The organism is Amycolatopsis sp. NPDC049691, assembly GCF_040675005.1.
In the GTDB taxonomy this organism is placed as follows: domain Bacteria; phylum Actinomycetota; class Actinomycetes; order Mycobacteriales; family Pseudonocardiaceae; genus Amycolatopsis.
Window position 1 is genome coordinate 267,224 of record NZ_JBFANX010000004.1, and the last position, 17,445, is coordinate 284,668.

At 71.4% G+C, this 17,445-nt stretch carries 19 protein-coding genes; 5 read left to right on the forward strand and 14 right to left on the reverse strand.

Annotated elements, in window-relative coordinates:
* Window positions 1-5 precede the first annotated feature (5 nt).
* The 12 genes from pcaC to AB0J40_RS11200 all read right to left on the reverse strand — a co-directional run bounded on the left by pcaC (window position 6) and on the right by AB0J40_RS11200 (window position 11,002).
* Window positions 6-407 (reverse strand): 4-carboxymuconolactone decarboxylase, encoded by a 402-nt coding sequence (pcaC, locus tag AB0J40_RS11145; RefSeq protein ID WP_364450713.1) that lies wholly within the window; start codon window positions 405-407, stop codon window positions 6-8.
* Window positions 404-1,180, reverse strand: a complete 777-nt coding sequence (pcaD, locus tag AB0J40_RS11150) for a 3-oxoadipate enol-lactonase (protein ID WP_364450716.1) — start codon at window positions 1,178-1,180, stop codon at window positions 404-406. The genes pcaC and pcaD overlap by 4 nt, the downstream gene beginning before the upstream one ends.
* A 14-nt stretch (window positions 1,181-1,194) precedes the next feature.
* Entirely contained in the window at window positions 1,195-1,749 is a 555-nt protein-coding gene (gene pcaG, locus AB0J40_RS11155) for a protocatechuate 3,4-dioxygenase subunit alpha (RefSeq protein ID WP_364450719.1), read from the reverse strand.
* Window positions 1,746-2,483, reverse strand: a complete 738-nt coding sequence (gene pcaH, locus AB0J40_RS11160; protein WP_364450722.1) for a protocatechuate 3,4-dioxygenase subunit beta — start codon at window positions 2,481-2,483, stop codon at window positions 1,746-1,748. The genes pcaG and pcaH overlap by 4 nt, the downstream gene beginning before the upstream one ends.
* An 11-nt stretch (window positions 2,484-2,494) precedes the next feature.
* Window positions 2,495-3,676, reverse strand: coding sequence for a thiolase family protein (locus tag AB0J40_RS11165; RefSeq protein ID WP_364450725.1), 1,182 nt, complete (start codon window positions 3,674-3,676; stop codon window positions 2,495-2,497).
* A complete protein-coding gene (locus AB0J40_RS11170) occupies window positions 3,673-4,425 on the reverse strand; it encodes a CoA-transferase subunit beta (RefSeq protein ID WP_364450727.1) in 753 nt (250 codons plus the stop codon). The genes AB0J40_RS11165 and AB0J40_RS11170 overlap by 4 nt, the downstream gene beginning before the upstream one ends.
* On the reverse strand, window positions 4,422-5,231 hold the full coding sequence (locus tag AB0J40_RS11175; protein WP_364450730.1) for a CoA transferase subunit A: 810 nt from the start codon (window positions 5,229-5,231) through the stop codon (window positions 4,422-4,424). Before AB0J40_RS11175 ends, AB0J40_RS11170 begins: the two co-directional genes overlap by 4 nt.
* Before the next feature lie 167 nt (window positions 5,232-5,398).
* Complete coding sequence (locus AB0J40_RS11180; protein ID WP_364450733.1) at window positions 5,399-6,706, reverse strand: glycoside hydrolase family 27 protein; 1,308 nt, start codon at window positions 6,704-6,706, stop codon at window positions 5,399-5,401.
* A 25-nt stretch (window positions 6,707-6,731) separates the two neighbouring features.
* Window positions 6,732-7,571 (reverse strand): carbohydrate ABC transporter permease, encoded by an 840-nt coding sequence (locus AB0J40_RS11185; RefSeq protein WP_364450735.1) that lies wholly within the window; start codon window positions 7,569-7,571, stop codon window positions 6,732-6,734.
* Window positions 7,571-8,527, reverse strand: coding sequence for a sugar ABC transporter permease (locus AB0J40_RS11190; protein ID WP_364450737.1), 957 nt, complete (start codon window positions 8,525-8,527; stop codon window positions 7,571-7,573). Before AB0J40_RS11190 ends, AB0J40_RS11185 begins: the two co-directional genes overlap by 1 nt.
* Window positions 8,524-9,792, reverse strand: a complete 1,269-nt coding sequence (locus tag AB0J40_RS11195) for an extracellular solute-binding protein (protein ID WP_364450739.1) — start codon at window positions 9,790-9,792, stop codon at window positions 8,524-8,526. Before AB0J40_RS11195 ends, AB0J40_RS11190 begins: the two co-directional genes overlap by 4 nt.
* Before the next feature lie 19 nt (window positions 9,793-9,811).
* A complete protein-coding gene (locus AB0J40_RS11200) occupies window positions 9,812-11,002 on the reverse strand; it encodes an ROK family protein (RefSeq protein WP_364450742.1) in 1,191 nt (396 codons plus the stop codon).
* Window positions 11,003-11,078: 76 nt separating this feature from the next.
* Here AB0J40_RS11200 and AB0J40_RS11205 point away from each other — a divergent pair, with 76 nt between their 5' ends.
* The 3 genes from AB0J40_RS11205 to AB0J40_RS11215 all read left to right on the forward strand — a co-directional run bounded on the left by AB0J40_RS11205 (window position 11,079) and on the right by AB0J40_RS11215 (window position 15,489).
* Window positions 11,079-13,163 (forward strand): alpha-galactosidase, encoded by a 2,085-nt coding sequence (locus AB0J40_RS11205; RefSeq protein ID WP_364450744.1) that lies wholly within the window; start codon window positions 11,079-11,081, stop codon window positions 13,161-13,163.
* Between the two features lie 263 nt (window positions 13,164-13,426).
* A complete protein-coding gene (locus tag AB0J40_RS11210) occupies window positions 13,427-14,371 on the forward strand; it encodes a D-glycerate dehydrogenase (protein WP_364450747.1) in 945 nt (314 codons plus the stop codon).
* A complete protein-coding gene (locus tag AB0J40_RS11215) occupies window positions 14,368-15,489 on the forward strand; it encodes a glycerate kinase (RefSeq protein WP_364450749.1) in 1,122 nt (373 codons plus the stop codon). The genes AB0J40_RS11210 and AB0J40_RS11215 overlap by 4 nt, the downstream gene beginning before the upstream one ends.
* An 87-nt stretch (window positions 15,490-15,576) precedes the next feature.
* On the opposite strand, the gene AB0J40_RS11220 is transcribed toward AB0J40_RS11215, so the two are convergent.
* On the reverse strand, window positions 15,577-15,870 hold the full coding sequence (locus AB0J40_RS11220) for an iron-sulfur cluster biosynthesis family protein (RefSeq protein WP_020644357.1): 294 nt from the start codon (window positions 15,868-15,870) through the stop codon (window positions 15,577-15,579).
* Window positions 15,871-15,953: 83 nt separating this feature from the next.
* Window positions 15,954-16,364, reverse strand: coding sequence for a hypothetical protein (locus tag AB0J40_RS11225; RefSeq protein WP_364450751.1), 411 nt, complete (start codon window positions 16,362-16,364; stop codon window positions 15,954-15,956).
* A gap of 151 nt (window positions 16,365-16,515) precedes the next feature.
* Here AB0J40_RS11225 and AB0J40_RS11230 point away from each other — a divergent pair, with 151 nt between their 5' ends.
* Window positions 16,516-16,995 (forward strand): GtrA family protein, encoded by a 480-nt coding sequence (locus AB0J40_RS11230; protein ID WP_364450753.1) that lies wholly within the window; start codon window positions 16,516-16,518, stop codon window positions 16,993-16,995.
* Between the two features lie 11 nt (window positions 16,996-17,006).
* Window positions 17,007-17,360 carry a DUF202 domain-containing protein gene (locus tag AB0J40_RS11235; protein ID WP_364450756.1) on the forward strand — a complete coding sequence of 118 codons (354 nt, stop codon included), beginning with the start codon at window positions 17,007-17,009 and terminating at the stop codon, window positions 17,358-17,360.
* The last annotated feature ends 85 nt before the right edge of the window (window positions 17,361-17,445 follow it).

The following is a 17,445-nucleotide window of genomic DNA, read 5'->3' on the forward strand; positions in this document are numbered from 1 at the left end:
GCAGCCTATCCGGCGTCGGCCGGGCGGGCGGTCGGCTCGCCGAGCTCGGCCAGGGTGCGCTGGGCGATGGCGAACGCCGCGTTCGCCGCCGGTGCGCCGGCGTAGACGGCCGTGTGCAGCAGGACCTCGCTGATCTCCGCCGCCGTCAGGCCGTTGCGGACCGCGGCCCGGACGTGCATCGCCAGCTCGTTGTGCGCCTGCAGCGCCGTCAGCGCCGCGAGCGTGACGCAGCTGCGCGTCTTGCGGTCCAGGCCGTCGCGGGCCCAGACCGAGCCCCACGCGCCTTCGGTGATGTAGTCCTGGAACGGGCGGCTGAAGTCCGTCGTGCCCGCGACCGCGCGGTCGACGTGCTCGTCGCCGAGCACCTCGCGCCGCACCTTCATGCCCTGCTCGTGGCGGTCGGTCACGCTCGCTCCAAGTGGTCCAGGATCAGCCGGGTGAACTCCTCGGGCCGCTCGTAACTGCCCAGGTGCGCCGCGTCCGCGACGACTTCCAGACGCGCGCCGGGGATGCCCGCCGCGATCAGGTCGGCGTGGCCCTCCGGCGGGGTGGCCGGGTCTTCGGCGCCCGCGATGACCAGGGTGGGGGCGGTGATCTTCGGCAGCGCGTCGAGCTGGTCCATCCGCTCGATCGCGCCGCAGCAGGCCGCGTAGCCCTCGGCCGGGACCGCGGCGATCATCGACCGCAGGAAAGCGGCGCGGTCCGGGTGCCGCTCCGCGTACGCCGGGGTCAGCCAGCGGGCGACGCCGGCCTCGGCGACGGCGGCGGTGCCCTCCGCGCGGACCTTGGCGGCCCGGTCGGCCCACATCTGCGGTGGCCCGAGCTTCGCGGACGTGCAGCAGAGCACCAGGCTCGCGACCCGGTCGGGCGCGTGGGTGCCGAGCCACATGCCGGTCATCGCGCCGAGCGACAGCCCGACCAGGTGCGCCCGCGCGACCTCGAGGTCGTCGAGCAGCGCCAGGACGTCGGCGCCCAGATCGTCGATCTCGTACGGGCCGGGCGGCACCGGCGACGCGCCGTGCCCGCGCGTGTCGTAGCGAACAACCCGGAAGCCGCGCTCGAGCAGCGGCACGACCTGCGGCTCCCACATCCGGACGTCGCTGCCGAGCGACCCGCCGAACACCACCACCGGCCCGTCTTCCGGACCTTCCACGACGCGGTGCACCCGCACGGCGCTCACGTTCCCACCTCCGTTCATACGGCGAAGAACACCGTCTCGCCGTCGCCCTGCAGCCGCACGTCGAAGCGGTAGCCGTCTTCGGTCTTCGCCGCGATCAGCGTGCCGCGGCGCTCCTCCGGCACCGTCGCCAGCACCGGGTCCGCGGAGTTGTCCTGGTCCTCGAAGTAGATCCGCGTGACGACCCGGTTGAGCAGGCCGCGGGCGAACACCGAGACGTCGATGTGGCGGGCCTGCGTGGTGCCGTGCTCCCCCGGCACCGGGCCCGGCAGCAGCGTCAGGATTCCGTACGTGCCGTCGGCTTCCGTCGGGCAGCGGCCGAAGCCGCGGAACTCGCCGGACGCCTCGCCGCGCGGGTCGTCGGGGTGGCGGAAGCCGCCGTCCGGGTCGGCCTGCCACGTCTCGATCATCGCGTCCGGGACCGGGTCGCCGTTGCCGTCCCGGACCGTGCCGCGGATCCAGAACGCGCCGGGCGTGCCCTCGGGCACCACGTGCGGGCCGTCCGGCCAGGGCAGCCCGATCGACAGGTAGGGGCCGACGGTCTGCGACGGCGTGGGCAGCAGCTCGGTCATTCGTCCTCGTCCTCTTCCTCTTCGAACACCGACGCGTCGCGCCCGCGCAGCACGATGTCGAACTGGAACCCGAGCGCCCACTCGGCCTGCGTGATCTCGTGGTCGTAGCGCGAAACCATGCGCTGGCGCGCTTTTTCGTCCGGGATCGAGTTGAAGATCGGGTCCTGGTAGAAGAGCGGGTCGTCCGGGAAGTACATCTGGGTGACCAGCCGCTGGGTGAAGGCCGAGCCGAACACCGAGAAGTGGATGTGCGCGGGACGCCAGGCGTTGTCGTGGTTCTTCCACGGGTACGCGCCCGGTTTGATGGTGGTGAAGGTGTAGCGGCCGTCGCTGTCGGTCAGGGTGCGCCCGACGCCGGTGAAGTTCGGGTCCAGCGGCGACGGCCACCGGTCGCCGGTGTGGCGGTAGCGGCCGCCCGCGTTCGCCTGCCAGATCTCGATGAGCGAGTCGCGCACCGGGCGGCCGTCGCCGTCGAGGAGGCGGCCGGTGACGATGATCCGCTGCCCCTGCGGTTCGCCTTCGTGCTGCTTGGTGAGGTCGTTGTCGTGCTCGCCGAGGCGGCCGGGGCCGAGCAGCGGGCCGGTGACCTCGGTCAGCATCTGCGGCAGCAGCACGAGGTCCTGCTTCGGGTGCCGCAACGCCGTCGAGCGGTAACCGGGGAAACCGAGCGGCGGGTGGGTGCCTTCGGGCTCCTGCCCGTAGCGCGGCAGCCTGAATTCGGTCGGAGTGGCCACGTTTCTCTCCCTTACCGGCCTTCGAGGACGACGGCCAGGCCTTGGCCGACGCCGATGCAGATGGCGGCCAGGCCCCAGCCACCGCCGCGGCGGTGCAGGTCGTGGGCCAGGGTGCCGAGGATCCGGCCACCGGACGCGCCGAGCGGGTGGCCGATGGCGATCGCGCCGCCGTGGGTGTTGACGATCTCCGGGTCGAGCTTCTTCCAGTCGCGCAGGCAGGCCAGGGACTGCGCGGCGAAGGCCTCGTTGAGTTCGACCGCGGCCAGGTCGTCCCAGCCGATGCCGGCGCGCTCGAGGGCGATCTCCGCCGCGCGGACCGGGCCGATGCCGAAGACGTCCGGGTCGACGCCCGCCGCGCCGCGGCCGGCGATCCGGGCCAGCGGCGCCTTGTTCAGGCGGTTGGCGGTCGCCTCGTCGCCGAGCAGGAGCGCCGAAGCGCCGTCGTTCAGCGGGGAGGCGTTGCCGGCCGTGACGGTACCGTTTTCCTTGCGGAAGACGGGCTTCAGCTTGGCGAGCTTCTCCGGGCTGGAGTCCGGGCGGATGCCCTCGTCACGGGCCAGGTCGACGCCCTCGACCGGGACGACCAGGTCGTCGTAGAAGCCTTCGTCCCACGCCTTGGCCGCGTTGACGTGGCTGCGGGCGGCGAAGGCGTCCTGCTCGTCGCGGCCGATGCCGTAGCGCTCGGCGAGCAGCTCGGTGGACTCGCCGAGGGAGATCGTCCACTGCGCCGGCATCGCCGGGTTGACCATGCGCCAGCCGAGCGCGGTGTTGTAGAGGGTCTGGTTGCCGGCGGGGAAGGCCTTCTCCGGCTTGGGCATGACGAGCGGCGAGCGGGTCATCGATTCGACGCCGCCGGCGACGACCAGCGACGCGTCGCCGACCTGGAGCGCGCGGCTGGCCTGCATCACCGCGTCCAGGCCGGAGCCGCAGAGGCGGTTGACGGTGTTGCCGGGGACGCTCGTCGGCCAGCCGGCGAGGAGGGCGGCCATGCGGGCGACGTTGCGGTTGTCCTCGCCCGCGCCGTTCGCGTCGCCGAGGGTCACTTCGTCCACTGTGGACGGATCGAGGTCGTTGCGGGCCTGGAGCGCCTTGAGCACCCCGGCGGCCAGGTCGTCCGGCCGGACGCCGGCCAGCGCGCCGCCGTAACGGCCGAACGGGGTGCGGATCGCGTCGAGGACGTAGACGTCGGTCATGCCTTCTCCAGGTCTCGGAGCACCGTCAGCTCCTGCTCGGTCGGGGCGGGGGTGACCTTCAGGTCGTCCGCGACCTTCAGTGTCCACCCCGTGGCCTTGATCGCCTGGTCGAGCTCCACGCCCGGGTGGAGCTCGGTGAGGGTCAGCTCGGCGGTCTCCGGGTCGGGGCGCAGCAGGCCGAGGTCGGTCACCACCAGGGTCGGGCCCTTGCCGGGCAGGCCGAGCTTCTCGCGGTCGCCCTTGCCGGTGCCGTGGCCGAAGGACGTCACGAAGTCGACCTTCTCGACGAAGGCGCGCGGGCTCTGGCGGAGGACGATGAAGACTTCGCCGCAGGACGCCGCGATCTCGGGGGCGCCGCCCGCGCCGGGCAGGCGGACCTTCGGGTCGTGGTAGTCGGAGCCGATGACCGTGGTGTTGATGTTGCCGAACTTGTCGAGCTGGGCGGCGCCGAGGAAGCCGACGTCGATGCGGCCCGGCTGGAGCCAGTAGTTGAAGACCTCGGGGACGCTGACCACGGCGTCGGCGGTGTCGGCCAGCTCGCCGTCGCCGATGGACAGCGGGAGGCGCGACGGCTTCGCGCCGAGGCAGCCGGATTCGTAGATCAGGGTGAGGTTGGGGGCGTGCGCACGCCGGGCGAGGTTCGCCGCCTTGCTCGGGAGGCCGATGCCGACGAAGCAGGAGGTGCCGTCGGCGAGGGCACGGGCGGCCGCGATGCTCATCATCTCGTCGGCGGTGTAGTCGGTGCTCATGCCTTTACCCCCGTCAGCTCGTTCAGCCACTTCGTGAACGCCTCGCGGTCGCGGCCCACCTCGTCCCACGCCTGGTACGCCGAGTTGTCGCGCTCGTAGTACCCCGCCGCGTACGACGGCTTCGCGCCGCCCGGCACCTCGGCCACCGCCGTCACCACCCAGGCCGGCAGGACCACCGCTCCCGGGCGGGGCTCCAGCTCGTCGACGATCTCCTCCACCGTCACGATCGAGCGCTTCGCCGCCAGGACCGCTTCCTTCTGGACCCCCGTGATGCCCCACATCTGGACGTTGCCGTCGCGGTCCGCGCGCTGGGCGTGGACGATCGTCACGTCCGGGTTCAGTGCCGGGACCGCCGTCAGCCGCTCGCCGGTGAACGGGCACGTGATCGGCTTGATCGTGTCCGTCTGGGCCGGGAGGTCCGTGCCCGTGTAGCCGCGCAGCACCGCGAACGGCAGGCCGGACGCGCCCGCCACGTACCGGTTCGCCATGCCCGCGTGGCTGTGCTCCTCGATCTCCAGCGGGACCGGCCAGTCGTGCTGGACCGCGTCGCGGAACCGGTGCAGCGAGCCGACTCCGGGGTTACCGCCCCACGAGAAGACCAGCTTGCGCGCGCAGCCCGCGCCGATCAGCTGGTCGTACACGATGTCCGGGGTCATCCGCACCAGCGTCAGGCCCCGCCTGCCCTGCCGGATGATCTCCTGCCCGGCCGCGACCGGGATGAGGTGCGTGAACCCTTCGAGCGCGACGGTGTCGCCGTCGTGCACCAGCCGGCCCACGGCCTCCTCCAGCGACAGCAGCTCTGCCATCCCACGCTCCGAATCCGTTCGCATCACGCACACTCGTTCTGAAACCGAACATAGCACGACGCGCGGGCCGCCGACCAGACGTCTTCCACCGAATGGATGACGCACACACGACGAAGGGGACTTTCCCCGCGGCAGCAGCGAGGAAAGTCCCCTTGGGCCGGAGAAGCTCAGCCGATCCGGATCAGCCGCGAGCCGTGCGCGGGCACCGCCGCGGCCGTCCACGAGCCCCGGAACCGGCCCAGGTCCGTGCGCGCGACGAGGTCACGCACCGGCCGCGCACCCGGGACACCCAGGTCCACCGTGATGTCCGCCGGAGCGGAACCGAGGTTGTAGACCGCGGCGTACCACTTGCCGTCCGGCGCCTGCTTCTTCCAGACCTGCAGGTTGCCGCCGGTCACCTGCGTCGGGTAGCTCCCGGCCCGGTCGACCGCGATGACCTCGGGGTTCGTCAGGATCGACACCGCCGAGGCGTCCAGGAAGTAGATGTCTCCCCCGACGTACAGCGGCGAGGACGCCATCGACCAGAACGTCATCACGCTCTGCCGTTCGACGTCGGAGATCCCGTCCTGGATGCCGGAGCCCGTGTTGTTGCTGATCGGCATCGAGTCCAGGTCCGGCCGGTACCGCGGCCCGAACACGCCCTGCCAGTTCGGCAGGTCCGCCCACCGGGCCTTGACCGAGCTGTCCCAGGTGGACACCGTCTCGCAGTAGCACTCGACGTCGGTGTCGACGCGCACGCCGTTCGCGTAGGGCGCCAGGGCCGGACCGGCGGACCGCGGCACCGGCCACGCGCTCGCCGTCAGCCACATCGGCCGCCGCGAGTGGTCGATGGCCGTGGACCAGGCCCGGATGTCCGCGACGTTGTCTTCGGTCGTCCCGTCGACCTTGACGAAGTCGACGCCCCAGGACGCGAAGCGCGCCACGATCGAGTCGTAGTACTTCTGCGCGCACGGGTTGGTGAAGTCGACCTTCCAGTTGCCGCCCCACATGTTCGACGGGGTCAGCGGCTGGTATGCGATGTCCCGCGCGTGGCACGACGTCCCGAGAATCGGCGCGTTCTTGTCGTAGACCTCCTTCTCGAGGCCCGTGACCGCGTACAGGCCGAGCTTGAGCCCGAGCCCGTGCACGTACGAGGCCAGCGCGGGAATCCCGGAGGGGAACCGCCCCGGATCGGGTGTCGGGATGCCGTTGACGTCGGTGTGGAACACCCACGAGAGATCGGCGTTCCAGCCCGAGTCGATGTTGACGTAGGTGTAACCGGCGGACTTGAGCTTCGTGGCGAGAGCCTGAGCCGCGTCGCGGATGTGCGACTCGTTGAGCCACGAAGTGCCGTAACCCGCGCGGGTCGACGACTCGAGGCTCCAGCTGCTCCAGCCCATGAACGGCTTGACGAACGGCGTCCGCGCGTCGGCCGCAGGAACGATCAGGGAGAGAAATCCGAGCACAGCGAGGGAAACGGAAAGGAGGCGCTTCAAAGGGACACTCCTCGATAGGGGGGACCTACTCCTTGAGCCCGCTGGCCGCGATCCCGCGGACGATGAACCGCTGGGCGACCAGGAACATCGCGACCAGCGGCGCGATGGTGACGAGCGCGCCGGCGAACAGCGCCGGCAGGTTGACCGACTGGGCGGTCAGGAACGTCGAGAGCGCGATCTGCGCGGTCCACGACGACGGGTCCTGCCCGATCACCAGTGGCCACAGGAACGCGTTCCAGCTTTCGATGAACATCAACGCGCCGAGCGACGCGATCATGCTGCCCGAATTGGGGAGCACGAGCCGCCGGTAGACGCCGAGGTAGCCGAGCCCGTCGAGCCGGCCCGCTTCCTCGATCTCGGCGGGGAACCGCAGGTAGAAGTTGCGGAACAGGATCACGGTGAACGCGCTGAACAGGTTCGGCGCGATGATGCCCCACTCGGTGTTGACCCCGCCCATCGAGCCCACGACGACGAACGTCGGCACGAACGTCACCGACTGCGGGATCATCAGCGTGACCAGCACGTACGTGAACACCGCCCGCCGCCCGGGCACGTTGATCCGGGCCAGCGCGTACCCCGCCATCGAGCCGAAGAGCGTGCCGACCGGGGCGGTGATCACGGCGACCAGGAACGAGTTCCACAACGCGTGCGCCATCGGCACCGACGCGTCGGCGAACAGGTCGCCGAAGTCGACCCACGAGAGCGGGTCCGGCAGCCACGACCAGTCCGGCGAACTGACCTGCTGCCGCGTCATGAGCGCGTTGCGCACCATGATGTAGAACGGCAGCAGGAAGACCAGCGCGAGCACGGACGCCAGGACGTACTTCGGCGCCTTCCGAACGCGGGGAGCGGCGAGGACGGCCATCAGTCCTTCTTCCCGAAGCCGACGAACCGGCCCTGCAGCAGCGTGATCACGACGATGAGCACCGTCAGCAGGAACGCGCCCGCCGATCCGACGCCGTAGTTCTGGTCGCCGAGCGCGGAGTCGTACAGGTAGACCAGCGGCGGCTTCACCGGCGCGGTCGCCGTGCCGGAAAGGCCCGTGCCGAACAGGTTGTAGAACTCGTCGAACGCCTGGAACGCGGCGATGAGGATGAGCAGCAGCACCGCGACCGACGTGTTCCGCAGCTGCGGCAGCGTGATGTACCGGAAGGCCTGCCACTTCGTCGTGCCGTCCAGCTCCCCGGCTTCGTACAGCGACGGCGAGATCGCCTGCAGCCCGGCCAGGAACAGGATCATGTACAGCCCGACCTGCAGCCACAGCCGCAGCGTCACGACCGCGACCCAGTACACCGGCGGGCTCGTCGTCGACAGCCACGGCACGGGGTCGGCGCCGAACAGCCCGCCGACGACGTTCGCGACGCCGGAGGGCAGGCCGTTGAACAGCGCCATTTTCCAGACCAGCGCGGCGACGACGTACGACACCGCGGCCGGGATGAGGAACACCGTCCGGAAGAACGCCTTGCCGCGCTTGATGCTGTTGATCAGCACCGCCAGCCCGAGCGACGCGACGAACGTGATCGGCACTATGAAGACGGTGAAGACCGCGATCGTCGACAGCGACGTCAGGAAGGCGTCGTCGCCGAGGAGGAACGCGTAGTTGTCGAAACCGATCCAGTGCCCGAGCGAGATGGTGCCGCGGGCGTCGTTGAAGCTGAGCAGGAAGCTCCACGCGATCGCGACGTACTTGAACAGCCCCAGCCCGAGCACGACCGGCCCGGTCAGCACCGCGAACGCGCCGATCGCCCGCCAGTCCCGACGCCGGCGACGTCTCTTCGCGGCCGCCGCCGGAACCGCCGGAGCCTCCATCACGGCCGTCATGCCAGCTGCTTGTCGACTTCGGCCTGCGCCTTCTTCGCCGCGTCGCCGAGCTCGGCGGCCGGGTCGGCCTGCCCGTTCGCGATCTTCGTCGCGGCCTGCAGGAACAGCGTCGCCGACGCCTTGTTCCACAGCCCGGAGTACGACTTCCCGTTCTGCTGCGAGATCGTCACGGCGTCCTTCGCCGGACCGCTCGAGAACTCGGTCGTCTGCGCCGCGACCTCCTTGCGGGCGGGGATGTGGAAGCCGTACTTGACGCACCAGTCCTTCTGCAGGTCGGCGTTCTTGATCCACAGCCAGTCGATGTACTTCTTGACGGCGTCCAGGTTCGGCGACTTGGCGTTGGCCAGCTGGTACCAGCCGCCGACGCGGGCGACCTGCTTGCCGGCGTCGCCGAACTTCGGCCACGCGACGACGCCGAAGTCGTCGCCCAGGGCCTTCTTGATGTCCGGCAGCGACCACAGGCCGCCCCACTGCATGGCCGTGGCGCCGTTCGCGAACGCGCCCGGGTCCGACCAGTCCGTCGGGTAGCCCTGCAGCAGGCCGCCGGTGTCGTGCAGCTGCTTGAGCCCGCCGATCGCGGCGATCGCCTCGGGCGAGGCGAACGCGACCTTCTTGCCGCTGGAGTCGAAGAAGTCCCCGCCGGACGACCACAGCAGGAGCGTCGCCGCTTCGCCGACGCCGTCGGTGCCGACGTACAAGCCCTTCTGCTTGCCGGTGTTCAGCTTCCGCGTCGCTTCGAGGAGTTCGGCGAACGTCCGCGGCGGCTGGACGCCCGCGGCCTGCAGCGCGCTCTTGCGGTAGTACAGCATCATGACGTCGTCGATCATCTTGACGCCGTAGATCTTGCCGTCGACGGTCACGGTGTCCAGCGCGGCCTGGCTGAAGTCGCCCTTGACCGGGCCGACGATGTCGTCGAGCGGCGCGAGCAGGCCGTTCTTGACGTTCTGGTACCGGAAGTCGCCCAGTTCGAACAGGTCGGGCGCCTGCGCGGTGAGCATCGCCGAGTTCAGCTTGGTCTCGTAGTCGCCGGCGATCCAGCTGACGTTGATCGCGACGTCCGGGTTGGCCTTGGTGAACTCCTGGGCGTACCGCTGGACCGCCTGCTGCGTCCCGGATTCGCCGTACGCGTGGTACCACTGCTGCAGCGTGACTTTCGCGCCCGAAGCGGCGCCCGCGTTCTTGTTCAACGGGTCCGAAGTGCAGCCCGCGAGGGCCGCTCCCCCGGCGAAGAGGACGGAACCGACCAGGAAGCTTCTGCGATTCATGGGGCTCACAAGGGACTCCTTAGACGCTCTCGGCGACGAAAAGACTTTGGATGGCGACGGCGGCCGCGCCCCGCGCCCACTCCTCGAACGGCAGCGGCCGGATCACCAGGCCGCAGCGGGCGGCACTGCCGAACGCCTGGACCGCGAAAGTCCGGCGGATCTGGTCCTCGAACAGGTCGTAGGTGGCGACCCCTTCACCGGAGACGACCACCCGCTCCGGGCCGAACAGGTTGACCAGCGCGGCCAGGCCGAGCCCGATCGCGTGCCCGGCTCCGGCGAACACCTCGCGCAGCAGTTCGTCACCGCCGCGGGCCCGGACCACCGCGTCTTCCATGCTCAGCGCGGACTCTCCCGAAACCGAGCGGGCGCGCGTCAAGATCGCTTCCGTGGACGCGATCGCCTCGACGCAGCCCCGGCCGCCGCAGTGGCAGGCCGGGCCGCCGTCGGCGACCGGGACGTGCCCGATCTCGCCGGCCACGCCGTGCGCGCCGCGGACCAGGTCGCCGTTGACGACGAGCGCGCTGCCGATGCCGGTTCCCACCGTGACCAGCGCGAACGACGACGCCCCGACGCCTTCGCCGAACCACTGCTCGGCGACGGCGAGGGCCTTGACGTCGTTCTCCAACGTCGCGGTCAGTCCGGTCGCGTCTTCCAGGAGGGAAGCCAGGGGGACGTCCCGCCAGCCGAGGAACGGCGAGTACCGGACGACGCCCGAAGCGCGGTCGACGTCACCGGACACGGCGACGCCCAGGCAGTAGGCGCGGTCGCGGAGGTTGCTGGTGCCGTCGGGGGTCGGCCCGGCGAGCAGCTCGCCGACGAGGTCGGCCAGCGCGTGGACGACGTGCTCGACGTCGTGGCCGGTCAACGCGTGGTGGGCGCTGGCGCGGACGTCGGCACGCAGGTCGGTGACGACGCCGATCAGGTCGTCGCCGGTGATCTTGACGCCGACGAAGTACTCGCGGTCCGGGCGGATCGCGAGCGGGTTCGCGGGCCGGCCGGCGCCGGGCGTGGTGCGGCCTTCGGAGGCGAGTTCTTCGAGGTAACCGGCTTCGATGAACGGCCGGGCCGCCTTGGTGACCGCGGCCGACGACAGACCCGTGCGCCGGGCGACGTCGACGCGGGAGACCGGCCCTTCGGTCAGGACCGTGGTGAACACGGTCGCTGCCGCGGGACTGGTGATCGGCGCCCTTGCCGGTGCACTGCGAGGCATGGCCGGAAGGGTAGGCAGGATTAATTAACTTCGTCAAGAATTTATTTTTTCGCTGGTCATGCCTACGCTCGGGATCATGTCGCTCGTCGAACACGACCCCGCGCACCGGCTCTGGCTGCTGCGCACCCCCGAGAGCTCCTACGCCTTCCGGCTCGACGCCGACGACCGGCCGCGGCACGTCCACTGGGGCCCGCCGCTCACGTTGGCCCAGGCCACGCAGGTCGCCGCGCGCCGCAACCCGGCCGACAGCAGCTTCGACGAGCCCGGCGACGAGCGGCAGGAACTCCCGGCCGAGGGCGGCGCGTTCTTCGGCGTCGCGGCACTGGCCGTGCGGTACGAAGACGGGACGTCGGCGCTCGAATGGCGCTACGACGGGCACACCAGCACCGAGGACACCCTGGTCGTCCGGCTGGTGGACCGGCACTACCCACTTGAACTCTCGCTGCACTACCGCGTCCGCGGCGACGTCGTCGAGCGGTGGACGTCGCTGCGGAACACCGGCGAGGCCCCGATTTCGTTGCTGCGCACGGATTCCGCGTCGTGGACGCTCCCCCGGCGCGCCGGCGCGCGACTGACCCGGACATCCGGAGCGTGGAGCGCCGAGTACGGCGTGCTGCGCGAAGCTCTGCCGGTCGGTGAAACCACGCTCACCAGCCGTCGCGGCGTGTCCAGCCACCAGGTCAACCCGTGGGTGATGCTCGACGCGGGCGACGCGACCGAGACGGCCGGCGAAGTGTGGTCGACCGCGCTCGCGTGGAGCGGGAGCTGGCGGATCACCGTCGAGCACACGCACACCGGCCGGGTCACGTGGACCGGCGGGTTCGGCCACGAGCACGTCGGCTGGCGGCTCCTGCGCGGCGAAACGTGGGAGACGCCGGTGTTCGCCGGGCTCTACGCGGCCGACGGCTTCGGCGGCACGAGCCGGCGGTGGCACGCCTACGTCCGCGAGTTCGTCCAGCCGTACCCCGAGGAGCTGCGGCCGATCGTCTACAACTCGTGGGAGGCGACCGGCTGGGACGTCGACGAAGCCACCGAGACGGCCCTCGCGGCGGCCGCGGCGAAACTGGGGGCCGAGCTGTTCGTCATGGACGACGGCTGGTTCGGCGCCCGCACCGGCGACACCGCGGGACTGGGCGACTGGACCCCCAACGAACAGCGCTTCCCGGACGGGCTCCGGCCTCTCGTCGACGCCGTCCACGCGCACGGGATGAAGTTCGGGCTGTGGGTCGAGCCGGAGATGGTCAACCCGGACAGCGACCTCTACCGCGCACACCCGGACTGGGTGCTGCACATGGCACACCGCGAACGGACGACGTTGCGCAACCAGCTCGTGCTGAACTTCGCGCGCGCGGACGTCGCGGACTGGGCGCACAAGTGGCTCGACCGGCTCGTCGGCGAGCACGGCATCGACTACCTCAAGTGGGACATGAACCGCGCGTTCACCGAAGCGGGCTGGCCCGGCGGCGAGGCCGGGCGCGTGTGGGTCGACCACGTCCGCGCGGTGCACGCGATCCTGGACCGGCTGCGCGCCGACCACCCCGCGTTGCGGATCCAGGGCTGCGCGGGCGGCGGCGGCCGCACCGACCTCGGGATCCTCGCGCGCACCGACGAAATCTGGGCGTCCGACAACACCGACGCCGCCGACCGGATCACCATCCAGCACGGCTACGGGCAGCTCTACCCGGCGGGCACGATGTCGGCCTGGGTCACCGACAGCCCGAACCCGACGACCGGCCGCGAAGCGCCGCTGAGCTTCCGCTTCCACGTCGCGATGGCCGGGGTGCTCGGGCTGGGCGGCGACCTGCCTCGCTGGTCCGCCGCCGACCTGGCGGAAGCGGCGGAACTCGTCGCGCTGTACAAGGAGATCCGGCCGGTCGTGCAGCACGGCGAGCTGTACCGGCTGGCGGACCCGGCGACGTCGGCATTGACCGCCGTCCAGTACGTCCTGGACGGCGAGGTGGTCGTCTTCTTCTGGCGGCGTCCGACGGAGTTCGCCCGGCCGGTCACGCCACCGCGCCTGGCGGGACTGGATCCGTCCGCGCGGTACCGCGACTCCGGCGGCGTCGTGCACGACGGGGCGGTGCTGCTGAGCCACGGCCTCGACGTCGACCTGCCGGGAAGCGGTTACGCGAGTGCCGTCGTGCGGCTGACCAGGGTCTGATCACCCACGCCGATCGGCGTGACCGGGGCGGGTGAGGCCCGTTGACTTTCCCCCGGCCGCGGTGCCCGCCTTCGCCGCCTCGGCGCACAGTCCACTTCGGACCACCCGCACGAGCTGGCCGGCGCGCTCGCCGTCGAGACGTTGCGAAGTGCCTCAACCTGCTGCCGGTGAGCACGTGCAAGGCGAAGTCCACCGCGGGCCGGTCATCCCGATCGCCGGTTCGACGCGGCTGAATCGTCGGTGCCGTGAACTAGGCTGTCGGCGTGACCAAGATCGTGGTGACCCGATGGATTCCCGACGACGCGGTGAAGCTCCTCGCCGAGGCGGGCGACGTGGAGATGTCGCCCGCCGACCGGCCGTTGACGCCGGCCGAACTGCACGAGTTCGTCTCCGGCGCCTCGGCCGTCGTGGGGATGCTGCACGACCGGCTCGACGGCGCGCTGGCCGACGCCGCCGGCCCCGGGCTGAAGGTGGTCGCGAACGTCGCCGTCGGGTACGACAACGTCGACGTCCCGGCGCTGGCTTCGCGCGGGATCGTCGTCACGAACACGCCGGGCGTGCTCACCGACGCGACCGCCGATCTCGCGTTCGGCCTGCTGCTCGCCGTCACGCGCCGGATCGGCGAAGGGGAACGGCTGCTGCGCTCGCGCACGCCGTGGTCGTTCCACCTCGGGTTCCTGCTCGGCTCGGGCCTGCAGGGCAAGACGCTCGGCATCGTGGGGCTCGGCCAGATCGGCCGCGCGATGGCCCGCCGGGCCCAGGCGTTCGGGATGTCGATCGTCTACTCAGGACGGTCGAAGCAGGACTTCGACGCGGAGTACGTGTCGTTCGAGGAACTCCTGGCGCGGTCGGACGTCGTTTCGCTGCACTGCCCCTTGACGCCCGAGACCCGGCACCTCATCGATGCCGCCGCGTTGCGCGCCATGAAACCGAGTGCCTACCTGGTGAACACCACGCGCGGCCCGGTCGTCGACGAGGCCGCGCTGGCGGACGCCCTCGAAGCCGGCGAGATCGCCGGCGCGGCGCTGGACGTGTTCGAGAAGGAGCCCGACGTCGAACCGCGGCTGCTCGGCCGCGACGACGTCGTGCTGAGCCCGCACCTCGGGTCCGCCACGGTGGAAACGCGCACCGAGATGGCCGTGCTGGCCGCTCGCAACGTCGTCGAAGTGCTGGGCGGGCGGGCCCCGCTGACGGAGGTGAAGCCGTGACCCGGGTCGTCATCGCGCCCGACAAGTTCAAGGGCAGTCTCACCGCGGTCGAGGCCGCGGAGGCGATCGCGCTCGGCGTGCGCGACGCCTTGCCGGACGCCGAGGTCGTCACGTGCCCGGTCGCCGACGGCGGCGAAGGCACCCTCGACGTCCTCGAAGCCGCGGGCGCGCGGATCGTGCGGCTGACGGTCCGCGGTCCGCTCGAAGAGCAGGTCAAGGCTTCTTACGCGGTACTGGACGGCACCGCCTACATCGAGTCGGCGCGCGCGTGCGGTATCGAATTCGTCGAGCCCAGCCCGGAAACGGCGCTGGCCGCGCACACCTGGGGTGTCGGCGAACTGCTCATGGACGCGCTCGTGCACGGCGCTCGCCGGCTGGTGCTGACGGTCGGCGGCACGGCCAGCACCGACGGCGGCGCCGGGATGCTGGGCGCGCTCGGCGCCGGCGTGCTGGACGCGTTCGGCGCGCCGGTCGGCCTGGGCGGCGGCACGCTGAGGCGCGTCGCCTCGACGGAGCTGACACCGGTGCGGGAGCGGCTGGATGGGGTGAGTGTCGCCGTCGCGACCGACGTCACGAACCCGTTGCTCGGGCCGTCGGGGGCGGCGGCGGTGTTCGGGCCGCAGAAGGGCGCCGGGCCGTCGGAAGTCGCGTTGCTCGACGAAGCGCTCGGCCGGTGGGCGCACGCGCTCCAAGTGGGTGGGGCTCCGGACGTCTCGCGGGTGCCGGGCGCCGGGGCGGGCGGCGGGGTGGCCGCGGCGGCGATCGCGCTCGGGGCGAGCGTCGAGTCCGGGTTCGACCTCATCGCCGGGCTGACCGGGGTCGACCAGGCCCTGGACGGCGCCGATCTCGTCATCACCGGCGAGGGGTCGCTCGACGAGCAGAGCCTGAACGGCAAGGCGCCGGCCGGGATCGCGGACCGGGCGCGTCCGCGCGGGGTGCCGGTGCTGGCGCTGGCGGGGCGGATCCAGCTAGATCCCGCCGGGCTGGAGCGGCTGGGCGTGGTGGGGAGCAGCGCGTTGATCGACCACGCGCCGTCGCTGGAGTACGCGCGGGAGCACGCGGCGGAATTGCTGCGGGCTCGCGCGGAGGAGGTGGTGCGCACCTGGCGCGCCGGCTGAGCGATGACCCGAGCGGTGCGCGCCTGCCGACGGCCCGGTCCGGCGAACGGACCTTCCGCCACGCCGCGAAAGGCCCGTCCGCCGAGGTCAGCTCGTGTGCTGCGGCAGCACGGCGAAGGCGACTCCGCCGGCCTCGTCCTCCTGGACGTCGAGCACCTTGTCGTCGAGCAACGCCGCGGCCTGCGGTTCCAGGAAGACCTTCGGGCCTTCCTCGGCGCCGAGCACGCTGTCGCCCTCCGCGGGTTCGGGGGCGACGGACAGCGCGAGCTGCGCGCTCTCGCCGTCGGCGTTCTGCACCGCCAGGCGGAGCCCGGCGTCGCCCTCCCCCTGGCTGGTCAGTGCGGTGATCGCCTCGGCGGCGGCTTCGGTCACGGTCAGCATCTACGGCCTTCCCTTCGTCGCGGTCCGATGCACTGGAAGCCCCCACGCTAGGGGCGTCCGTTCGGACGTGCAGTCTGAGCGGATCAGCCCTGCCGCGCCTCACGGATGGCGTCCGCCACGGACCCGCCGGCGTAATCCGCTTGTTCGCGCGGATCCGAGTCGGCGTGCCGGCGCGGCACCTCGTCGTCCGGGGCCACCGGCTCGAAGTCCGGCGGCGCGTCTTCGACGGACTCGTCGAGCTCGTCCGCCGGGGTCACCGCGAGCGGGCGCTCGGGGACGGGTTCCGGCTCGGTGTCGGGCACCTCTTCGGCGAGGCGCTGGTCCATCGGCTCGCCCTCGCGGATCTCCCGGGGCGTCGTGCCGAAGCGGTTGGCGGCGCTCCAGTGCTCGGGCGGCTCCACCCCTTCTTCGAGGGGGTCCACGCGCAGCTCGTCCTCGTCCAGCGCTTCGCTGGGGTCCAAGCTTTCCGGTTCGGCCGCGTCACGGTCACTCACTGGTCTCTCCCGGCGCGTAGGCAATGGGCATCATCGGTGATGACCTACCCGGGGTCCCGAAGGCCGAAACTCCGGCGGTGTCGCCGGGATCACATTTCTTCAACTGGTTTAACACATTCACAAGTTTGTGAACGCAAGGTAGCTTGGCATCATGGCCACCACCAGGTGCGCACTGGAGCGCCGGCTCCTCGCCACCGACCCCGACCGCCACCACGAGCTGGGCACGCACGCGGCGTGGTACGTCGTGGCCGGCGTGGTGACGACCGGCATGCAGGCCGTACTGTTCCTGCTGCTGCGCGACGAGCTCGGCTCCCAGGTGGCGAACCTGGTCGCGATCGCGCTGACGACGGTCGGCAACACCGAGTTCCACCGCCGCGTGACCTTCTCCGGGCGGCGGAGCAACGCGGGCAAGCGGCACCTGCAGGACCTGCTGACGTTCGCCTTCTACGCCGGGTACGGCTCGGCGGTGCTGGCGATCCTGGACGCGGTGGTCGACCGGCCGACGTCCTGGGAGGAGACGGGCACGCTGCTGCTGGCCAGCCTGGTCGGCGGGTTCGTGCGGTTCGCGGTGCTGCGCTGGTGGGTGTTCGCGCACCGCACCGAAGGCGCCGCGGCGGTCCACACCGGCTAGCGTCTGGGGGCGTGGCCTCGGACGACATCACGCCCCATTCGGGCGGCAGCGAACCGGACTATCGCTTCACCCTGGCCAACGAGCGGACGTTCCTGGCGTGGTTGCGGACGGCGCTGGGGTTGCTGGCGGGCGGGGTCGCGGTGCACCAGCTGGTCCCGTCGCCCGCGGCGGCGAGCGCGGTACTGGCGGGGCTGTGCGTGGTGCTGGCGGCAGCGCTGGCGGCGACGGCCTATCCGCGGTGGCGGCGGGTGCAGATCGCGATGCGGGCCGGGGAGCCGTTGCCGCGAAGCCGGATGATCGTGGTCCTGACGGGCGGCCTGCTGGCCCTGATCGTGGCGGCGGCCGTGCTGCTGGTGGTGTCGTGAAGCCGGACGATCGCGGTCCTCACAGGCGCCCCGCCGGCCCTCATCGTGACGGCGGCCATGCAGTGAAGAAGGCGCGCGCCGGACG

Coding starts and splice junctions, on each gene's coding strand:
- pcaG (WP_364450719.1), bottom strand. CDS start 1,749: ATGACCGAGCTGCTGCCCACGCCGTCGCAGACCGTCGGCCCCTACCTG.
- AB0J40_RS11165 (WP_364450725.1), bottom strand. CDS start 3,676: ATGACCGACGTCTACGTCCTCGACGCGATCCGCACCCCGTTCGGCCGT.
- AB0J40_RS11170 (WP_364450727.1), bottom strand. CDS start 4,425: ATGAGCACCGACTACACCGCCGACGAGATGATGAGCATCGCGGCCGCC.
- AB0J40_RS11175 (WP_364450730.1), bottom strand. CDS start 5,231: ATGGCAGAGCTGCTGTCGCTGGAGGAGGCCGTGGGCCGGCTGGTGCAC.
- AB0J40_RS11185 (WP_364450735.1), bottom strand. CDS start 7,571: ATGGCCGTCCTCGCCGCTCCCCGCGTTCGGAAGGCGCCGAAGTACGTC.
- AB0J40_RS11190 (WP_364450737.1), bottom strand. CDS start 8,527: ATGACGGCCGTGATGGAGGCTCCGGCGGTTCCGGCGGCGGCCGCGAAG.
- AB0J40_RS11195 (WP_364450739.1), bottom strand. CDS start 9,792: ATGAATCGCAGAAGCTTCCTGGTCGGTTCCGTCCTCTTCGCCGGGGGA.
- AB0J40_RS11200 (WP_364450742.1), bottom strand. CDS start 11,002: ATGCCTCGCAGTGCACCGGCAAGGGCGCCGATCACCAGTCCCGCGGCA.
- AB0J40_RS11205 (WP_364450744.1), top strand. CDS start 11,079: ATGTCGCTCGTCGAACACGACCCCGCGCACCGGCTCTGGCTGCTGCGC.
- AB0J40_RS11220 (WP_020644357.1), bottom strand. CDS start 15,870: ATGCTGACCGTGACCGAAGCCGCCGCCGAGGCGATCACCGCACTGACC.
- AB0J40_RS11230 (WP_364450753.1), top strand. CDS start 16,516: ATGGCCACCACCAGGTGCGCACTGGAGCGCCGGCTCCTCGCCACCGAC.